The sequence below is a fragment of the Rahnella woolbedingensis genome (genome assembly GCF_003602095.1).
Lineage (GTDB): Bacteria > Pseudomonadota > Gammaproteobacteria > Enterobacterales > Enterobacteriaceae > Rahnella > Rahnella woolbedingensis.
This window is the reverse complement of record NZ_RAHH01000007.1, coordinates 121359-139620: the sequence shown is the minus strand read 5'-3', so window position 1 is coordinate 139620 and position 18262 is coordinate 121359. Positions and strand designations below refer to the sequence as shown.

Annotated in this window: 14 protein-coding genes; 11 read left to right on the top strand and 3 right to left on the bottom strand. The window is 49.6% G+C overall.

The features are described 5' to 3' along the window. Nucleotides 1–7: 7 nt before the first annotated feature. Together D6C13_RS07530 and D6C13_RS07525 are read right to left on the bottom strand one after the other, a co-directional pair. Complete coding sequence (locus D6C13_RS07530) at nucleotides 8–739, bottom strand: FadR/GntR family transcriptional regulator (protein ID WP_120132172.1); 732 nt, start codon at nucleotides 737–739, stop codon at nucleotides 8–10. Between the two features lie 137 nt (nucleotides 740–876). Beyond that, complete coding sequence (locus D6C13_RS07525; RefSeq protein WP_120132171.1) at nucleotides 877–1944, bottom strand: LacI family DNA-binding transcriptional regulator; 1068 nt, start codon at nucleotides 1942–1944, stop codon at nucleotides 877–879. A 283-nt stretch (nucleotides 1945–2227) separates the two neighbouring features. On the opposite strand from D6C13_RS07525, the gene D6C13_RS07520 reads away from it, so the two are divergent. From D6C13_RS07520 to D6C13_RS07505, 4 genes are read left to right on the top strand one after another with little or no spacing between them, the layout of a single operon-like run. Continuing rightward, nucleotides 2228–3403, top strand: coding sequence for a Gfo/Idh/MocA family protein (locus D6C13_RS07520; RefSeq protein ID WP_120132170.1), 1176 nt, complete (start codon nucleotides 2228–2230; stop codon nucleotides 3401–3403). 2 nt (nucleotides 3404–3405) lie between these two features. Next, entirely contained in the window at nucleotides 3406–4473 is a 1068-nt protein-coding gene (locus D6C13_RS07515; protein ID WP_120132169.1) for a Gfo/Idh/MocA family protein, read from the top strand. Nucleotides 4474–4486: 13 nt separating this feature from the next. Then, nucleotides 4487–5509, top strand: coding sequence for a Gfo/Idh/MocA family protein (locus tag D6C13_RS07510; protein WP_120132168.1), 1023 nt, complete (start codon nucleotides 4487–4489; stop codon nucleotides 5507–5509). A gap of 40 nt (nucleotides 5510–5549) precedes the next feature. Then, nucleotides 5550–7109, top strand: a complete 1560-nt coding sequence (locus tag D6C13_RS07505) for an MFS transporter (protein ID WP_120132167.1) — start codon at nucleotides 5550–5552, stop codon at nucleotides 7107–7109. Between the two features lie 35 nt (nucleotides 7110–7144). Here D6C13_RS07505 and D6C13_RS07500 read toward each other — a convergent pair whose 3' ends face one another. Further along, nucleotides 7145–7663, bottom strand: coding sequence for a GNAT family N-acetyltransferase (locus D6C13_RS07500; protein WP_120132166.1), 519 nt, complete (start codon nucleotides 7661–7663; stop codon nucleotides 7145–7147). 232 nt (nucleotides 7664–7895) lie between these two features. Between D6C13_RS07500 and nlpA the strand changes: the two genes are divergently transcribed. The 7 genes from nlpA (at nucleotide 7896) to D6C13_RS07465 (ending at nucleotide 18224) form a co-directional block, all read left to right on the top strand. After that, nucleotides 7896–8714, top strand: coding sequence for a lipoprotein NlpA (nlpA, locus tag D6C13_RS07495; RefSeq protein ID WP_120132165.1), 819 nt, complete (start codon nucleotides 7896–7898; stop codon nucleotides 8712–8714). A 401-nt stretch (nucleotides 8715–9115) separates the two neighbouring features. Further along, nucleotides 9116–11551, top strand: a complete 2436-nt coding sequence (gene hsdR / locus D6C13_RS07490; RefSeq protein ID WP_061554805.1) for an EcoAI/FtnUII family type I restriction enzme subunit R — start codon at nucleotides 9116–9118, stop codon at nucleotides 11549–11551. A 74-nt stretch (nucleotides 11552–11625) separates the two neighbouring features. Then, complete coding sequence (locus D6C13_RS07485; RefSeq protein WP_061554804.1) at nucleotides 11626–13098, top strand: N-6 DNA methylase; 1473 nt, start codon at nucleotides 11626–11628, stop codon at nucleotides 13096–13098. Continuing rightward, nucleotides 13098–14783, top strand: coding sequence for a restriction endonuclease subunit S (locus D6C13_RS07480; protein ID WP_120132164.1), 1686 nt, complete (start codon nucleotides 13098–13100; stop codon nucleotides 14781–14783). Before D6C13_RS07485 ends, D6C13_RS07480 begins: the two co-directional genes overlap by 1 nt. A gap of 10 nt (nucleotides 14784–14793) precedes the next feature. Then, nucleotides 14794–15903: a PDDEXK family nuclease gene (locus tag D6C13_RS07475; protein WP_120132163.1), complete on the top strand. Its 1110-nt coding sequence runs from the start codon at nucleotides 14794–14796 to the stop codon at nucleotides 15901–15903. 11 nt (nucleotides 15904–15914) lie between these two features. Next, nucleotides 15915–16877: an ankyrin repeat domain-containing protein gene (locus D6C13_RS07470; protein WP_120132162.1), complete on the top strand. Its 963-nt coding sequence runs from the start codon at nucleotides 15915–15917 to the stop codon at nucleotides 16875–16877. A gap of 378 nt (nucleotides 16878–17255) precedes the next feature. Further along, nucleotides 17256–18224 carry an NUDIX hydrolase gene (locus D6C13_RS07465; protein WP_208642867.1) on the top strand — a complete coding sequence of 323 codons (969 nt, stop codon included), beginning with the start codon at nucleotides 17256–17258 and terminating at the stop codon, nucleotides 18222–18224. Nucleotides 18225–18262: the final 38 nt, after the last annotated feature.

The window sequence follows — 18262 nt, the reverse complement described above, 5'->3', positions numbered from 1 at the left end:
AAGAGTGTCAGAGGAAGTGCTGATATTTTTCGGGGATTTCGCGCCAGATATGTTTATGGGCGGCGCTGACCAAAATGTGGCGCATGCACTGACGGGCGGTATCGGGTTGTTTCATGCGGATTGCCTGCAACAAATCCCGGTGCTGTTGTACGGCTTCCTGGGTTAGTCTGAGATCTTCTTCCAGCGTCTGTTTGAATGACAACAGCATTGCAGCCGAAAGGGCATTGCCCACGGAAGCCAGAAACGGGTTGTGGCAGGCGCGCAGCACTGCGGTATGAAATGCCAGATCGCCGCGTTCAAATTCGGCGGCGCTGCCATTTTGCTGTCCGGACTGCATGGTATCCAGGGCATCTTCGATGGCCGCCAGATCGTGCCCGTTGGCGTTTATCGCCGCCATAGCCGCTACGTCCGGCTCGAAAATCAGACGTGTCAGCATCAGCTGTTCCACCAGTTCCGATTCAATCCCGACATCTTCCAGCCATGAAAGGACTTCGGCATCGAGATAACTCCACTGTTCACGCGGCGTCACCGTGCTGCGGCGCTTAGCCTGGATCAGCAGCATTCCTTTAGCGCCGAGAACCTGAAGGGCGTTTCTCACGGAGGTGCGCGATGCGTCGTACTGTTGCGCCAGCTCGTTTTCTCCCGGAATCGACATTCCGACGCCCAGCTCGCCGCGGATAATACGCAGGGCCAGATCACGGGTAATCGATTCAGAAATGGAAGAGGTGAGTTTGTTCATCAGGGTCTCAGTTGTGAGGTTCAGAAATGCTGCAAGCGCGATAATCGTAACATCTTACTGAATTTCTTCCACCCTCACGTCATTAAATGCCTGAACATCAGGGTGTTATTATAATTTTGCTGAGCTGATGCCATCTTTTACAAACCGGCAGGCTGCGGATACAACCCTTTGCGTTTCCATTTCACATCGGCCACCGACTGGCCGGTGTGAATTTTGCCTTGCAGCAACAGGTTGAATTTCGCGCCCGCTGGCCGCGTCAGGCGGCTTTGCAGGATATACACCGCTTCACTGCCCAGTTCCCGGCAGGGCAACATTACCGAGGTGAAATCCATCGGCGACAGGGTTTTCAGCTCATGTTCAAAATCCATGCTGATCACTGAAATGTCCTGCGGTACCTGAATGCCGAGGGCGCTCAGGGCTTCCAGCGTGGCGTGTGCAATGGGCGTGCTGCCGCAGATAATGGCCGAGGGCAGCGATTCCGGTTTGTGCTCCCGCAGGTATTTTTCAAAACTTTCCCGCGCCTGTTCTTTCCCGTTGCCGTGATTAATCAGCAGATGCGTCGCTTCGTCGAACACAATGTGATGTTCCAGACAGGCTCTTTTGAAGCCGTCCAGCCTTTGCATCATGGTTTCGCGTCGTAAATCGGTGAACAGCAAAACCGGCCGATGCCCTTTCTGAAAAAGAAAATTAGCCGCGCTGTAACCGATGGAATAATGGTCCGCAGAGACACAATCGAGGCGCATCTCGCGGTCTTTGGCGTTGATCATCACCACCGGTTTATTGGCCTCTGCCGCCAGCCGGTAAAGCATGCCGTCATCAATGCCGATAATAATAATGCCGTCGACGTCACTCTGGTGCAGCGCCTGCATAAATGCGGCGATATCCGGCTCATTGACACTCAGGGCGCATTTGCGGATATGAATATCAAATCGCGCGACTTCGGCAGTAATTTGCTGAATGGCTTCGTAATAATAGAGATCTTCATACGGGGAGAACGCTTCCGGAGGTGCACAAATTAACAGAGAGTTCATTAGCAGGCGGCTGGAGGGAATATCGCGCAAAATACCCATGCTTCTGGCATGGTTAAATACCTTTTCTTTTGCCTGCGGACTGACATTCGATTTGCCCGCCAGCACACGGGAAACAGTGCTCGGAGAAAGCCCGGTCAGCTCGGCAATTTGCCTGATTTTTAATTTTCCCGTCATTTTGTGATCAACGCCTCATTAGAGTATGAACTTATTACCACGGTTAACTGGTTGTAATTATTCAGCTATTCCCCATCATAACAAAACCACTATGCAGCACTGCAATTCCTGTCACAAATAGCGGTTGTTGGAAAAAAAAGCGATTACTACTCTCCTGAATATAAACCTCATCAACCCAAACAAGGTATTTAGCCGAACCGGAATTTTTAATGAATTCAGTCAGGTGACGCCTTTTGTGCGGCTTTAAATCATCCTCCGTCAGGTTTTAAACAGGAGTCAGATAATGCTTAAAATAGCGATAATCGGTACCGGCAATATTTCGAATAACCATATTCAGGGGTATTTGGAGTTTGCCGACCGCTGTCAGATTGTGGCTTTAGTTGATATTTATCCGGAGAAAGCGGAGGAAAAGAAACGTCACCATGGCCTGAGCCACGCCAAAGTTTACGCCAGCCATCAAGACATTCTTAATGATCCTGATATTGATGTGTTTGATGTCTGCACGCCGCCTTATGTGCACGCCGAAATTTCGATCGACGCCCTGAATGCGGGAAAACATGTACTGTGCGAAAAGCCGATGGCGGCCTCATTGCAGGAATGTGATGCGATGATTGCGGCAGCGCAGCGCAGTGGAAAAACGCTTTCTATTATTGCGCAAAACCGCTTCACCGATGCGTTCTGGCGCCTGAAAAAAGTGCTCGATTCCGGCGAGACCGGCAAAGTGTGCCACGCGCAGGTTGATTCCTTCTGGTGGCGCGGGCATTCCTATTACGATCTGTGGTGGCGCGGAACCTGGGAGAAAGAGGCGGGTGGCTGCACGCTCAATCACGCGGTTCACCATATCGATGCCATTCAGTGGATGCTCGGTTTCCCGACAGAAGTGGTCTCGATGATCACTAACGCCTCACACGACAATGCCGAAGTGGAAGATCTCTCGGCGGCAATTTTCAAATACGATTCCGGCGCACTGACGCAACTGACCGCCTCAGTAGTGCATCACGGCGAAGACCAGAAGATTGTCATTCAGGGTGAAAAAGCGCGGATTTCCGCGCCGTGGGATAAATACGCCAGCATTTCTGCCCCCAACGGATTTCCGATTGAAGCGCGGGATACGGCGCGTGAAAACCGCCTCGAAGATGCCTATCAGTCCATACCTAAACTTACCTACACGTTGCACACGGGTCAGATCGACAACTTCCTGACGGCACTGGAAACGGAGACTGCTCCGCTGATCGACGGCGTGCAGGGCAAGCGTTCACTGGAACTGATTGCCGCCATTTATAAATCGGCCATCACCCGCAGCATTGTGACGTTGCCGCTGGCACCCACCGATCCGTTCTATCAGACCGGCGGCCTGGTTTCGCTGGCACCACACTTTTACGAGAAATCTGCGTCGGTGGAAAATTTCGCTAATGAAGACGCGATCCCGCTGGGTAAAAACATGGATACAGGAGCCTGAACATGAGCATCAGAGACGGAATGAACTATGCGCCGGTAGGCAAACCGCAGCCGGTGGTCAAACCGGGTGAGTTTGTGATCGCCGCAGCGGCATTGGATCACGGGCACATTTACGGCATGTGCAACGGTCTGATCGAAGCGGGCGCCAGCCTGAAATGGGTTTACGATCCGGATCCGGAAAAAGTGCAGAAGTTTGTCGCGCAGTATCCGCAGGTGAAAGCCGCCGGATCCCTGCAAATGATCCTCGATGACAAAGAAGTTCAGCTGGTGGCGGGGGCGGGCATTCCGTCGGAGCGTTGTGCGCTCGGGCTGAAAGTCATGGACGCTGGCAAAGATTATTTCACCGACAAAGCCCCGCTGACCACGCTGGAACAGCTGGCGGCCGCGAAAGAAAAAGTGGTTTCGACAGGACGTAAATACGCGGTGTATTACAGCGAACGTCTGCATGTGGAAAGCGCGGTCTTTGCCGGACAACTGGTGCAGGAAGGGGCTATCGGACGGGTGATCCAGACCCTTGGCACCGGGCCACATCGCGAAGGAGAAGGGCGGCCGGACTGGTTTTATGAAAGGGAAAAATTTGGCGGCATTCTGTGTGATATCGGCAGCCATCAGATTGAACAGTTCCTGTTTTACACCGGCAACAACAATGCCCGCGTGGTGGCGGCGCAGGCGCTGAATTTCAATCATCCGCAATACCCGAATTTTGAGGATTTTGGCGACACCATGCTGGAAGGTGAAAACGGCGCGCGCGGTTATTTCCGCTGTGACTGGTTCACGCCGCAGGGGCTGAGTACCTGGGGCGACGGGCGTCTGACGCTGCTCGGCACCGAAGGTTATATCGAAATTCGCAAATATGTTGACCTCACGCGCGGCGAGCAGGACGTGGTGTATCTGGTGAATGGCGAAGGGGAATTCCGTTATCCGGTGTCCGGCAACGTCGGCTTCCCGTTCTTCGGTCAGCTGATCCGCGATTGTCTCAACCGCACTGAAAACGCCATGACGCAGGAACATGCGTTTAAGGCCGCCGAACTGTGCGTGCGGGCACAGATGCTGGCAAACGGTACGCACTGACAGGAGGTACATCATGAAAACGCTTCAGGTGGCAGTGATCGGCTGCGGATCCATTCATACCTGCCATGTGGCGGCCATTGAGCAGGATCCTGACAGCCGTTTGCGCGCCATCGCCGAAACCGACATCGCCAAAGGGCAGGCACTGGCGCAGGGTTATGGCTGTGATTTTTATGCGGATTATCACGAGATGTTGCGCGATCCGCTCATCGACGTGGTACATATCTGCCTGCCGCATTATTTGCATATGGCAGCGATTCTCGCCGCGCTGGCGGCGGGAAAGCATGTGTTCACGGAAAAACCGCTGGCGCTTGATGCTGGCGAGGTGAAGGTGATCCGCCAGGCTGCGGATAAAGCGCAGGGGCGGGTGGGCATCTGTTATCAGAACCGCCTGAACCCGTCGAGCCAGAAAATCAAAGCGCTGCTGGAAAGCGGGCAGCTCGGGCAGATGCTGAGCATCAAAGCGGTGCTGACCTGGTCACGCGGCGGGACGTATTACACCGAAAGCCCGTGGCGCGGGCGTTTCGCTACAGAAGGCGGCAGTCTGCTGATCAATCAGGCAATTCATACGCTGGATCTGATGCAATGGTTCGGCGGCGGGATCAGGGCAGTCAAAGGTGTGGTGGACAGCACCTTTCTTGGCGACGTGACGGAAAACGAAGACAGCGCGATGGCCAGCCTGCAACTGGCAAACGGCGCGCGAGGACTGTTTTACGCCACCAACTGCCACAGTACGGATTCGCCACTGCTGCTGGAAATTCATTGCGAGTATGGCCTGTTGCAGCTACATCACAATGCGCTGTGGCTGATTCAGGGGGAAAGCAAAACCCTGCTGGTCAGTGATGAAAAACCGGCGGGGATGGCGAAAAGTTACTGGGGCGACAGCCACCGGCAGGCGGTTTTAAATTTCTACCACGGCATCCGTCATCCGCAGGAAAATAATTATACCTCAGTGGCAGAGGCGGAGGTTTCTCTCAATATCGTCGGGGCAATTTATCGCTCATCACAATTAAGGACATGGATAACGCTTACCGATTAAATAATTTTAATAATAACCCTACACTGACAGGATAATAAAAATGAAACCAACTGAACGCAGAGTCGGTTACGGTACGGCCATCGGGTATGGCGTGACCGATTTATTTGGTGGCGGTGCATTTGCTGTTATCGGAACCTGGCTATTATTTTTTTATACCACTTATTGCGGATTATCGGTTTTCGAGGCCGGTTCGATTTTTGCTATCGCCCGCGTTATTGATGCCATATTAAGTCCGATTATGGGATATATCACCGATAACTTCGGCAACACCTGGCTCGGAAAGAAATTCGGTCGCCGCCGGTTCTTCCTGCTGATAAGCGCACCGCTGATGTTCCTCTACGCGCTGGTTTGGGTCACGGACATGGGCTACTGGTATTATCTCGGCACCTATCTTTCCATCGAATTGTTATCCGCTATGGTACTGGTGCCGTGGGAAACACTCTCGGCGGAGATGACCAATCGGTTCAGTGAACGTACCCGTCTTTCGGGCGTTCGCATGATTTGTTCCCAGCTCGGCGGCCTGCTCGCGGTGTCTCTTCCCGGCGTAATTATGATTTACACCGGCAAAGATAATTCGATGACATATACCTACACCGGCCTGATTTTTGCCTGTATTTTCTGCGTGGCAGTCTTCACCACCTGGATGTGTACGTGGGAGGCCAAAGACGTACGCGAAGAGTTCGAACCCGAGCCGCTAACGGCAGGTGGAGGCAGTCTGTGGCATCATTTAAAAAGTCTGGTGTTAGAGCTCTTTTCCTCCTTTAAAATTCGAATGTTTCGCCAGCATATTATTATCTATATTTTTTCATTTACCGCGCTGGATGTATTTGGTGCCGTGTTTACCTATTACGTGGTGTACGGATTACATCAGGATGCCTCATCGGTATCCGGTTATTTAAGCGTGGCGGCGTTAGTTTCTGTACCTTCTACTTTCGGATTCATGATGCTGCTGGGAAAACTCAATGTGTCGCCCTCGGCGGCGTTACGGCTTTCTTACGGTATTATATTCGGCGTGCTGGCATTTTTGTTTTACCTCTATATCTCAGACACGGCAGTATCATGGTTGCTGTTTTCCGCCATATTTGCGATATTCGGTTTCGCCCGTGCCGGTCTTTATTATATTCCGTGGAATATCTACAGCTTTATTCCCGACGTTGATGAAATCGTCACCAAAAAACGCCGCGAAGGGATCTTTGCCGGTGTGATGGTACTGACCCGAAAAAGTACCGTGGCGCTGGCGATTATGCTGATTGGCACGGTATTGCAGGAAAGCGGGTTTGTGAAGGGGCAGGGAGCTCAGCCGGAGAGCGCACTGCACGCAATTATCGGCCTGCTGATTTTTGCCACCGGCGCACTGCTGGCGGTCAGTTTTTACATGACGTTTAAATTCAAACTGACCCGTGACACCCACAAAACGCTGATCAAAGAAGTCGCACGCCTGAAACTGGGTGGCGACCTTGACGATTGCACGCCGGAGTGTCAGAAGGTGATCAAAGACCTGACTGGCTACGACTACAAAGAAGTCTGGGGCGGCAGTGCGACGCGCAAAACCCTGCGCGGTGAACTGCCGGCAGGCTCTGGCGGCGCACTGGGATTGTAAGCGGCGGTTGTAAAGGCGGCAGCGCGCCTTAGCGGTTATTCAGGCACCGACTGGCTGCCGTCACCGAGAGCGCGCTGCATAAATACCGTGTCCAGCCAGCGACCGTGCTTGAAACCGACGGAATGCATGGTGCCTTTCACCTGAAAACCGGCAGCGAGATGCAGATTGATCGACGCCTCATTCTCGCTGTCGCCGATATTGCCCACCAGCTGACGAAAACCGTGCGTTTCAGCCCAGTCGATGGCGCAGCGAAGTAACGCCTTACCCGCGCCGCGTTTCTGAAAACCGGGATCAATATAAATCGAATCTTCCAGCGTAAAGCGGTAAGCAAAACGTTCGCGGTAACGGCCGAGATAACAAAACCCTTTCACTTCACCCTCAAGCAGAACCACCAGCCACAATAAACCGGCTTCCTGAATCTTTTTCAGGCGCAGCGCCATTTCATGTTCATCAGGCGGCTGAGTTTCGAACGAGGCCGTGCCGTGCAAAACATGCCAGGCATAAATTTTCTGCATCGCAGGGATATGTTGTTCATCTGCTTCAATAATTTCCATCTTTCCGGTCTCGTTTGTCATTATAGATTTAGCCTACTCTTTCCGAAAAGTGGCAGGGAGAGCAAACGGTTTATCACTGATATAAGGAAATGATCTGGATACCAGAAATTCAGGGGGATCATCTATATGCTTTTTTCTTCTTAGCGATACTTTATTGGTTTTTTAAATCGCCGCTGTCCTCCTGCTATAGTCTTTTTCTTACGCATTAGCGGTTATTTTTTAAGGAAAAAAAGTGAAACTGACCTTACCTCGTTTACGGACTGGCGCTGTGGTATTGCTGGTGGGATTACTGCTGGCGGGCTGTGATCAAAAAAGCAGTGATGCAAAACATATTAAAGTCGGCGTGATTAACGGCGCCGAGCAGGATGTCGCGGAAGTCGCTAAAAAAGTCGCGAAAGATAAATACGGTCTGGACGTCGAGCTGGTCGGTTTCAGCGGCTCATTATTGCCCAACGATGCAACCGAACATGGCGAACTGGATGCCAACGTGTTCCAGCACCGTCCGTTCCTCGAGCAGGATAACAAGGCTCACGGTTATCATCTGGTGGTGGTCGGTAACACTTTCGTCTTTCCGATGGCCGGTTATTCGAAAAAGATTAAAACCGTCGATCAGCTCAAAGACGGCGCGACCGTGGCGATCCCGAACGATCCGACCAATTTGGGCCGTGCGCTTCTGCTAATGCAAAAAGAGAAACTGATCACCCTGAAAGAGGGCAAAGGTTTACTGCCAACAGCGCTGGATATCGCTGAAAACCCACATCATCTGAACATTATGGAACTCGAAGGCGCACAACTGCCCCGTGTGCTCGACGATGCGAAAGTCGATGTGGCCATCATCAGCACTACCTATATTCAGCAAACCGGATTATCGCCGGTCCACGACAGCATATTCATCGAAGATAAAAACTCGCCATACGTGAACATTCTGGTTTCACGTCCGGATAATAATGATGCCCAAAACGTGCAGGAGTTTCTGAAATCGTATCAGTCACCAGAAGTGGCGAAAGCGGCAGAGAAAATCTTTAACGGCGGGGCGGTGCCTGGGTGGTGATGGATTTTAGGGGATATCGTGAGGAGGTGAAAATGGTGTCCCTACAGGAATCGAATGAATATTTAAGGTATTGATAACAAACTAGATTATTGGTTAATTACTGCCGCGTACCATCACAGATACCATCAAACGTTCATGAGTAGCCCCAGTTTAAGTCTGACGAGAATAGAACACGGGAATTATTACGCTGCTGATCACACGAACCAAGTAACAGTGTAAAAGTCCTTTTGGCGCACAACAAAGCCAACAACATGCTGCAAAAAAGAGGTCGCTGCAATTTTGATGTGATCTTTGATTTCGTTTGCCGGGTGCCAATGGCTCAAAACATCGTTTCAGGTCATTACCTACCGCATCATTATGTGTAAAATCAGGGCTGACCTTTCACCGTTGAGAGCTTTGCTATGGCTGGCGTGAACAAAACCAATCTGACTGAAACGGATATCATCACCAAATTCATCCTGCCTGCGATTAAAGACGCGGGGTGGGACGTGATGACGCAGATACGTCAGGAGGTAAAACTCCGTGATGGCAAAGTAGTGGTACGCGGCAAACTGGCGGCACGCCTGACGGTGAAATCAGCCGATATTGTGCTTTACCACAAACCGGGGTTACCGCTTGCTGTTATAGAAGCAAAAGCCAATAAGCATGAGATTGGCAAAGGGATGCAGCAAGGGCTGGATTACGCGCGCTTGCTTGATGTGCCTTTTGTTTTTGCCTCCAACGGTGATGGCTTTATCTTTCACGATAAAACCAACCCTGTGCAGCTTGAGTCTGAAATCAAGCTAGAAGATTTCCCAAGCCCTGAACAGCTTTGGGATAAATACTGCGCCTGGAAAGGTTTTACTACCGAACAAATGCCCGTCATCAGCCAGGATTACTACGATGACAATTCAGGGAAATCCCCGCGCTACTATCAGTTACAGGCAATCAATAAAACCATAGAAGCCGTTTCTGCCGGACAAAAACGTGTATTACTGGTGATGGCGACCGGAACCGGGAAAACCTATACCGCTTTCCAGATTATCTGGCGTTTATGGAAAGCAAAAAACAAGAAACGCATTCTGTTCCTCGCGGACCGCAATATTCTGGTTGATCAGACCAAAACTAACGATTTCCAACCCTTTGGCAGCGCGATGACAAAAATCACCGGGCGCACCATCGACCCGGCATATGAAATCCAGTTGGCGCTGTATCAGGCCATCACCGGGCCGGAAGAACATCAGAAAGCCTTTAAACAAGTCGCGGCCGATTTCTTTGACCTGATTGTCATCGACGAATGCCACCGTGGCAGCGCGTCGGAAGACAGTGCCTGGCGTGAAATTCTCGAATACTTCAGCAGTGCCACGCAGATTGGCCTCACCGCCACGCCGAAAGAAACCGAAGAAGTCTCCAGTACCGACTACTTTGGTGAACCGGTCTATACCTATTCCCTGAAAGAAGGCATCGAAGATGGCTTCCTCGCCCCTTACAAAGTGGTGCGCGTGGATATCGACGTGGATTTGCAGGGCTGGCGTCCGACCAAAGGGCAGGTGGATAAACACGGGGAGCTGATCGAAGACCGTATTTATAACCAGAAAGATTTCGACCGCACCATGGTGATTGATGAGCGCACCCTGCTGGTGGCGCAAACCATCACCGACTATTTAAAACGCACCAATCCGATGGATAAAACTATCGTCTTTTGTAACGACATCGATCATGCCGACCGAATGCGCCGGGCACTCGTCAACCTGAACCCGGAGCAGGTGAAGAAGAACGAAAAGTATGTGATGAAAATCACCGGCGATGACGAGATCGGCAAAGGGCAACTGGATAACTTCATCAATCCTAAAAAGCCTTACCCGGTGATTGCCACTACCTCAGAGTTGATGAGCACCGGCGTGGATGCTCAAACCTGCAAGCTGGTGGTGCTGGATCAAAACATTCAGTCGATGACCAAGTTCAAGCAAATCATCGGGCGCGGCACGCGTATCAACGAAAAACACGGCAAGCTATGGTTCACCATTCTCGACTTCAAAAAAGCCACCGAACTGTTTGCCGATGAACGTTTTGACGGCGTACCGGAAAAAGTGATTCGTACCACGGCAGAAGAGATTACCGACCCGGACTCTGATTTTGACGAGCGGCTGGAAGACGACACGCCAGAGAGTGAATTGCCTGAAGTGTTTACTGGGATGGAAGAAACTCCTGCAACGTATGACCCGACATCAGGCGATGGAACTGGCGCTTTCGAAGAAGACGACGAAAACAAAATCCGCAAATTCCACGTTAACGGCGTTGCGGTAAAAGTGCTGGCGAAACGCGTTCAGTATTACGATGCAGACGGCAAACTGGTCACGGAATCCTTTCAGGATTACACCCGCAAAACGTTGCTAAAAGATAAAGACTACGCATCACTTGATGACTTCACCCGTAAATGGCAATCTGCCGACCGCAAGCAGGTGATCATTGCGGAGCTGCAAGAGCTGGGCGTGCTTTGGGATGTGTTAGCCGAAGAGGTGGGTAAAGATCTCGACCCGTTCGATTTACTTTGCCATGTGGTTTACGGCCAGCCGCCGCTCACGCGCCAGGAACGTGCCAACAACGTGCGCAAGCGTAACTATTTCACCAAATATTCCGCGCCTGCACAGAACGTGTTAAACACGCTTCTGGATAAATACGCTGACGAAGGCGTGCAGGAAATCGAAGATATTCAGGTGTTGAAGCTCAAACCGTTCGACACGCTGGGCCGCCCACTGGAAATTATCAAAAGCAGCTTTGGTAACAAGCAGGCTTACGAAGAGGCAGTGAACGAACTGGAAAACGAAATCTACCAGTTGCCACCACGCTCCGCCTGATAACCCAACGACTATTCTGCCACCTGGCGCTTACGGCTCCCGGTGGCATCATTTTTTAAAAACGGAAAGAAAACATGTCAATTAGCTCAGTCATAAAATCCCTCCAGGACATCATGCGCAAAGACGCAGGCGTGGATGGCGATGCCCAACGCTTAGGCCAGCTTTCCTGGTTGCTGTTCCTGAAAATTTTTGACACTCAAGAAGAAGAGCTGGAACTGGAGCAGGATGATTACCAGTTGCCGATCCCTAAACGTTACCTATGGCGCACCTGGGCGGCAAACAGCGAAGGAATTACCGGTGATGAGCTGCTGGAGTTTGTGAATGATGACTTGTTCCCAACCCTGAAAAGCATGATTGCGCCAATCGATAAAAACCCGCGCGGTTTTGTGGTGAAGCAAGCGTTTAGCGATGCCTACAACTACATGAAAAACGGTACGCTGTTGCGCCAGGTAATTAACAAGCTCAATGAAATTGATTTTAGCAGCAGCTCCGAGCGTCACCTGTTTGGCGACATTTATGAACAAATTCTGCGCGACCTGCAAAACGCGGGCAATGCGGGCGAGTTCTATACTCCGCGTGCGGTGACGCGCTTTATGGTCAACCGCATCGACCCGAAACTGGGTGAGTCGATTATGGACCCGGCCTGCGGTACTGGCGGTTTCCTGGCGTGTTCCTTCGACCATGTGAAAGAGCATTACGTTAAAACCACCGAAGACCATAAAACGCTGCAAAAGCAGATTTTCGGCGTCGAGAAAAAACAGCTTCCACACCTGCTGTGTACCACCAATATGTTGCTGCACGGCATTGAAGTGCCGGTACAAATCCGCCATGACAACACGCTCAACAAACCGCTTTCTTCATGGGATGAGCAGCTAGACGTGATTGTCACCAACCCACCGTTTGGCGGCACCGAAGAAGACGGTATCGAGAAGAACTTCCCGGCAGAAATGCAGACCCGCGAAACCGCCGACCTGTTCCTGCAACTGATTATCGAAGTGCTGGCCGATAAAGGCCGTGCAGCAGTGGTATTGCCAGACGGCACGCTATTTGGTGAAGGTGTTAAAACCAAAATCAAAAAGCTGCTCACCGAAGAGTGCAACCTGCACACCATCGTGCGTCTGCCAAACGGTGTGTTTAACCCGTACACCGGCATCAAAACCAATATTCTGTTCTTCACCAAAGGCCAGCCGACCAAAGAGATCTGGTTCTATGAACACCCGTACCCGGATGGCGTGAAGAACTACAGCAAAACCAAACCGATGAAGTTTGAAGAATTCCAGACCGAGATCGACTGGTGGGGCAGCGAAGCCGATGGTTTTGCCAGCCGGGTAGGGAACAACCAGGCGTGGAAAGTGAGCATCGACGACATCATTGCGCGCAACTTCAACCTCGATATCAAAAACCCGTACCAGGGCGAAACCATCAGCCACGACCCGGATGAACTGCTGGCGCAATATCAGACACAGCAGGCGGAAATCAGCGAGCTGCGTAACCAGTTGCGCGATATCCTTGGTGCCGCATTGGCGGGCAACAAGGGGGCGAACTGATGGCCGTTGAACAACTGATCACCCAGCATATCGATACCTGGACTTCCGCCCTGCAAACCCGCTCCACCGCCGGGCGCGGCAGTAACGGTAAAATCGACCTCTATGGCATTAAGAAACTGCGTGAGCTGATCCTGGAACTGGCGGTGCGTGGCAAGCTGGTGCCGCAGGACCCGACTGATGAACCGGCTTCTGAGCTGTTAAAGCGTGTTGCGGCTGAGAAAGCTGAGCTGGTGAAACAGGGAAAAATTAAAAAGCAAAAGCCGCTACCTGAAATTAGCGAGGATGAAAAGCCTTTTGAGCTGCCGGTTGGGTGGGAGTGGGTACGGTTGGGGCAGTTAGTTGAAATTTTGGATCATCAACGAAAACCAGTCACAAAAGAAGCTCGTTCATCAGGTGAATACCCATATTATGGAGCCTCTGGTATTGTTGATTATATTGATGACTACATTTTTGATGATGAATTAGTTTTGGTCGGTGAAGATGGTGCTAAATGGAATAAAGGTGATAAAACGGCATTTTGTATTTCAGGTAAAGTTTGGGTAAATAACCATGCTCATGTAATCAAACCATTCAATTCGGTTTTATTAAACGAATTTGTTTCTTGTTATCTGACTGCAGCCGATCTCTCAGAATATATAACAGGTACAACAGTTCCAAAATTGAATCAAGCTAAATTAGTTTCAATACCAGTACCGTTATCCAGCTTAAATACACAATTTAACATTTGTTCAAAAGTAAACGAACTGATGTCACTTTGCGATCAACTGGAACAGCAATCCCTGACCAGCCTGGATGCCCACTCGCAACTTGTCGAAACCCTGTTGACAACGCTGACCGCTAGCCAAAATGCAGAAGAGTTAGCTGAAAATTGGGCGCGAATTAGTCAGCATTTCGACACGCTGTTTACCACCGAAGCGAGCATTGACGCCCTTAAAAAAAACATTCTTCAACTGGCGGTAATGGGTAAACTGGTGCCGCAATTCGGTGGCGATACTCCAGTTAAAGAAACTTATGAAACAATATGCCGAATAAAAGAAAAACTAATTAAAGAAAAAGTTTACCAGAAAAGCAGTGTTTTAAAACCGAAGTCATCTAAACTATCGATTCCAGAAAATTGGTTACATACCCAATTTGGCGAAGTTTGTTGCTCTATTGTGCCAAATAGAGACAAACCAAAATCTTTTTCAGGAAATATTCCTTGGATTACGCTTCCTTCTTTTGATGAATGCAATATATATATAAATGAGAGGGATTCCGAAATAGGTTTAAGTCCTGAGGAAGTAAAGGCATTTAATGCAAGAGTTATACCTACTGGCAGTATTTTAATGAGCTGTGTTGGAAGGTTTGGTTTAACGATGATTAACAAATGCGAAGTCGTTATAAATCAACAAATACATGCTTTCATACCCCTAGGTGGGGTGGTTGCTGAATATCTTTCTTTTGTGATTAAAGCAAGTAAAAAATCATTAGAAGGATCATCAACGTCTACTACGATTGCTTATCTTAATAAAAGTAATTGTGAAAGCATAGAATTTGGTTTTCCTCCGTTAGAAGAACAGAAACGAATTGTTGATAAAGTTAACGAGCTAACTGCGATGTGCAATTTAGTTAAATTCCGCCTGCAATCTGCCCAACAAACCCAGCTTCATCTCGCAGACGCTCTCACAGACGCAGCCTTAACCTAAGGAACAGACGATGCCGGTTCATCATGCTATCTGGCGGGTGGGGGAGAACCCTCAGCCGCTAACTATCAGCAAACTTGCCAGTGAAAAACAGCTACAGAAGATGATTATTCAAGATCCGGCCATACTGTCTGATCAGTGGATGATCATCGGTGAGGAGGTCAATACGCTCGACAGCGGGCGTATCGATCTGCTGGCTATCGCGCCGGATGCTTCACTGATCCTGATTGAACTTAAGCGCGATCGCACGCCGCGTGAAGTGGTGGCGCAAGCGCTGGATTACGCCTCTTGGGTCGATGATTTAACCGCCGATCGCCTGTCGCAGATTTATGAAAAATTCTCACGTGGCGGTAATCTGGCTGATGCATTTAAGCAACGCTTTAATGCTGAACTGGAAGATGAATCTATTAACCAAACGCATCAAATCATCATTGTTGCGGCGGAGTTGGACTCGTCCACCGAGCGCATTGTTGCGTATCTCAGCAAAAATAAGCTTCCCATAAATGTGCTTTTCTTTAGGGTTTTTCAACACGGTGAAGAACAGTTTTTAAGCCGCACGTGGCTTATTGATCCGAGCGAAACCCAAACCAACGCAGCGCAAGCGACTGTGGATGCTAATACAGGTGCAAAAGAACCTTGGTTCGGTGAGTTTTACGTCTCGTTTGGTGACCCGAAAAGCCGCGTCTGGGAAGAAGCGCGTCGCTACGGGTTTATCAGTGCTGGTGGCGGAAGCTGGTACAGCCAGACCTTAAAACAGCTCCAGCCGGGTGACCGAATTTGGGCAAAAATCCCGGCCAAGGGTTATGTCGGTGTCGGCATAGTGCAGAGTGCCGTTGAGCCTGCCAGTAGCTTCACCATCAACACTGATGACGGCGAAGAGCTGGCTATGGATATGCTTAAACATGGCGAACTGTACCGCCAGAATGCTGATGACCCTGACAAATCAGAGTATTTTGTCCCTGTGAAGTGGCTGGAAACCCGCAGCGAACAAGAAGCGGTTAATGAGATTGGCTTCTTTGGCAATCAGAATACGGTCTGCAAACCGACCACACCAAAATGGCGGCACACAGTCGATAAGCTAAAGCGTATTTTTTTACGCTGGGACACTGAACGGGCAGAATAAGAGAGGCTGGAATGATGTCTGTTAGCGATAAAGTATTGAAACTCGCCTTCCAGGGGGAATGGAATACGCTTTTACCTATTCTTCGTGATTATCCTGATCTGGTAAATCACTCCAGTGAACCTAAAGGTTATACCCCGCTGCATCAGGCTGCATGGCATGGAGCGAATTTGTCGGTTATTGGAGAACTGTTATCTATTGGCGCTGACCGAAGTGCGACAACAAATGCTAAGCGGCAGACTGCTTATGACATCGTGGTTGAAAAGCACAAACGGCCTGATCTGCAATATCTTCTGTTCCCGCAAAAATTGACCATCGCACAAATTCTCAGAAAAGTGGTTTCCACTGAGCGGCAATTGTTCACTGATTATGATGGCAACCAGATTTTGGTCGATAAAATGATTGCGGCTTCAGGTGTTGAGCAAGGCCCTGATGACCTTAACGAACTGGATGCCAGGTTAAGTCACCTCTTTTTTGCGTTGACTGGCAAAGCGATATCCACTGTCGATTCTGTTCGCTTTTCCGTTTCAAGTAGTTTTACGTTTGAGATTGAACCGGATTTTTTCAGGCTGATATTTTTCCCGTTGGTACATAAAGTTGCGGCAAAAAAGATTAGCTATCTGGAAAGTGATTGGGCCGTTGTATCCGACTTATTTGATCCTGCTCCGACGCAATGGGGATTGAGAGGGAGTTTGTTCTTGTGGCTGGAGATGCGACAAGCCTTATGTCAGGTCTGTATTCCTGAAGATAAAAATGAACTAGGCGATATTATTTCGGCAGCATTTCAGTCACTGACGGGGAAGTCGTTAATCAATCGGGTGGGCGGCAACGACTTTTACGTTGAGCGATTCAGTCGTGGTGGCGGATCTTCGGGTTATGTTGCTTCCCTGTTTTGGCTCAATGAGTTCATCCCACAATTGCAACAGCGGTTAACCTGGCTGCAAACTGTTTGGTCGATTTCTCCACGTTCCTTATGATGCTTTTTTTTAGTAATCATTGGGCGTTGTTTTGCTATTTTTCACGGGATTATTTCATCGCTTCAAATTTGATGTGATCGCTTGAATTGTTTTAAACAGCTCAGGGGGAAATATGACTACAGCAGAATTAGGGCAGTTAATGGTATTGCAGAAACTCACGAGCCTTGGTGCCAGTAATGCCATCGTCCTTACACTACCCCAAAATCCTGCTGCATTCAGAAACAGAATTCCGGCATGATACACACTCCCCTGAACGAAGGTTGGCCAGGCAACTGCCTGGATTCAGACTACCTTCGGTGGTATTTGCAGAGCTAAGAAAGGCGGCTTAGCGTTGCACTTTGGAGTTGAATCCGCCACATACATTGAAGGCTGGATAAAATGGAAAATAAATTATGGGAAAAGTATGGTTGGCTTCTGGACAATCAACCTGAATTATTTGGATTAGATGAAATCACCATTAATCTTAAAGAATTGAGGGAACACGTTGCCATGGATTACGGCCCTGCATATGAATTATTCAATAGTATGCGAGCAATTTGGGAAGATGAAACCGAGCAATGGATGGGTTTTAAAGGGGTTCCTCGTGTTTTTATGAGCCAACTGATCTTAATGAGCAATGAATATCGAAATAAAGAATTTATAATTCGACCTGAAAACAACCTTAATTCAAGTTGGAGTGAAAAAGAAGAGGTGCTATTGACTGGACCAGCCCAACACCCTCGTCGTTATAATAAAAATAACATCGTGACACTCACAAACCCTTCTACGCCAACAAAAATATTAAGCTGGTACGATGCGACAAAAATTGCGACCTGTTTACCAGAGGGGGCCGTGCCTGAGACTCTCAATGACCTAAATTTAATACCCTGGGCTGGGGCACCTAAAACAGTACAGGGATGGAATTTTGTACAGGGCATCAATCAAACTCTTGAGGAAGAACAGCTTCAGTCGATCAACGGTAAAAAATTGTCTGCCGGGGCAGTTGTCGTTGAAGCAGATGGCCGGGTGTGGGTGGTTCATCCTTCTAATCATTTTGGCGGGTATATCACCACTTTTCCAAAAGGCCGTGTGGATAATCAACTTTCTTTACAGGCTACAGCAATTAAAGAGGTGTTCGAAGAGTCTGGTTTACACGTTGAAATTATGGGGTTATTAGGTGATTTCGAACGTACAACAACGGTGACTCGTTATTATCTTGCCCGCCGTCTGGCAGGTACGCCTGCTGATATGGGCTGGGAGTCGCAGGCCGTGTCGCTTGTACCGCCAGAAAAACTGGATTCAATGCTCAATGGCCCTGCGGATAAACCGGTATTGGCAGCCCTTAAAGCAGCGCTTATATTGAAGTAGTTGGCCTGAAATTGCTGAGCCGTAGATTTTTGGTGTAG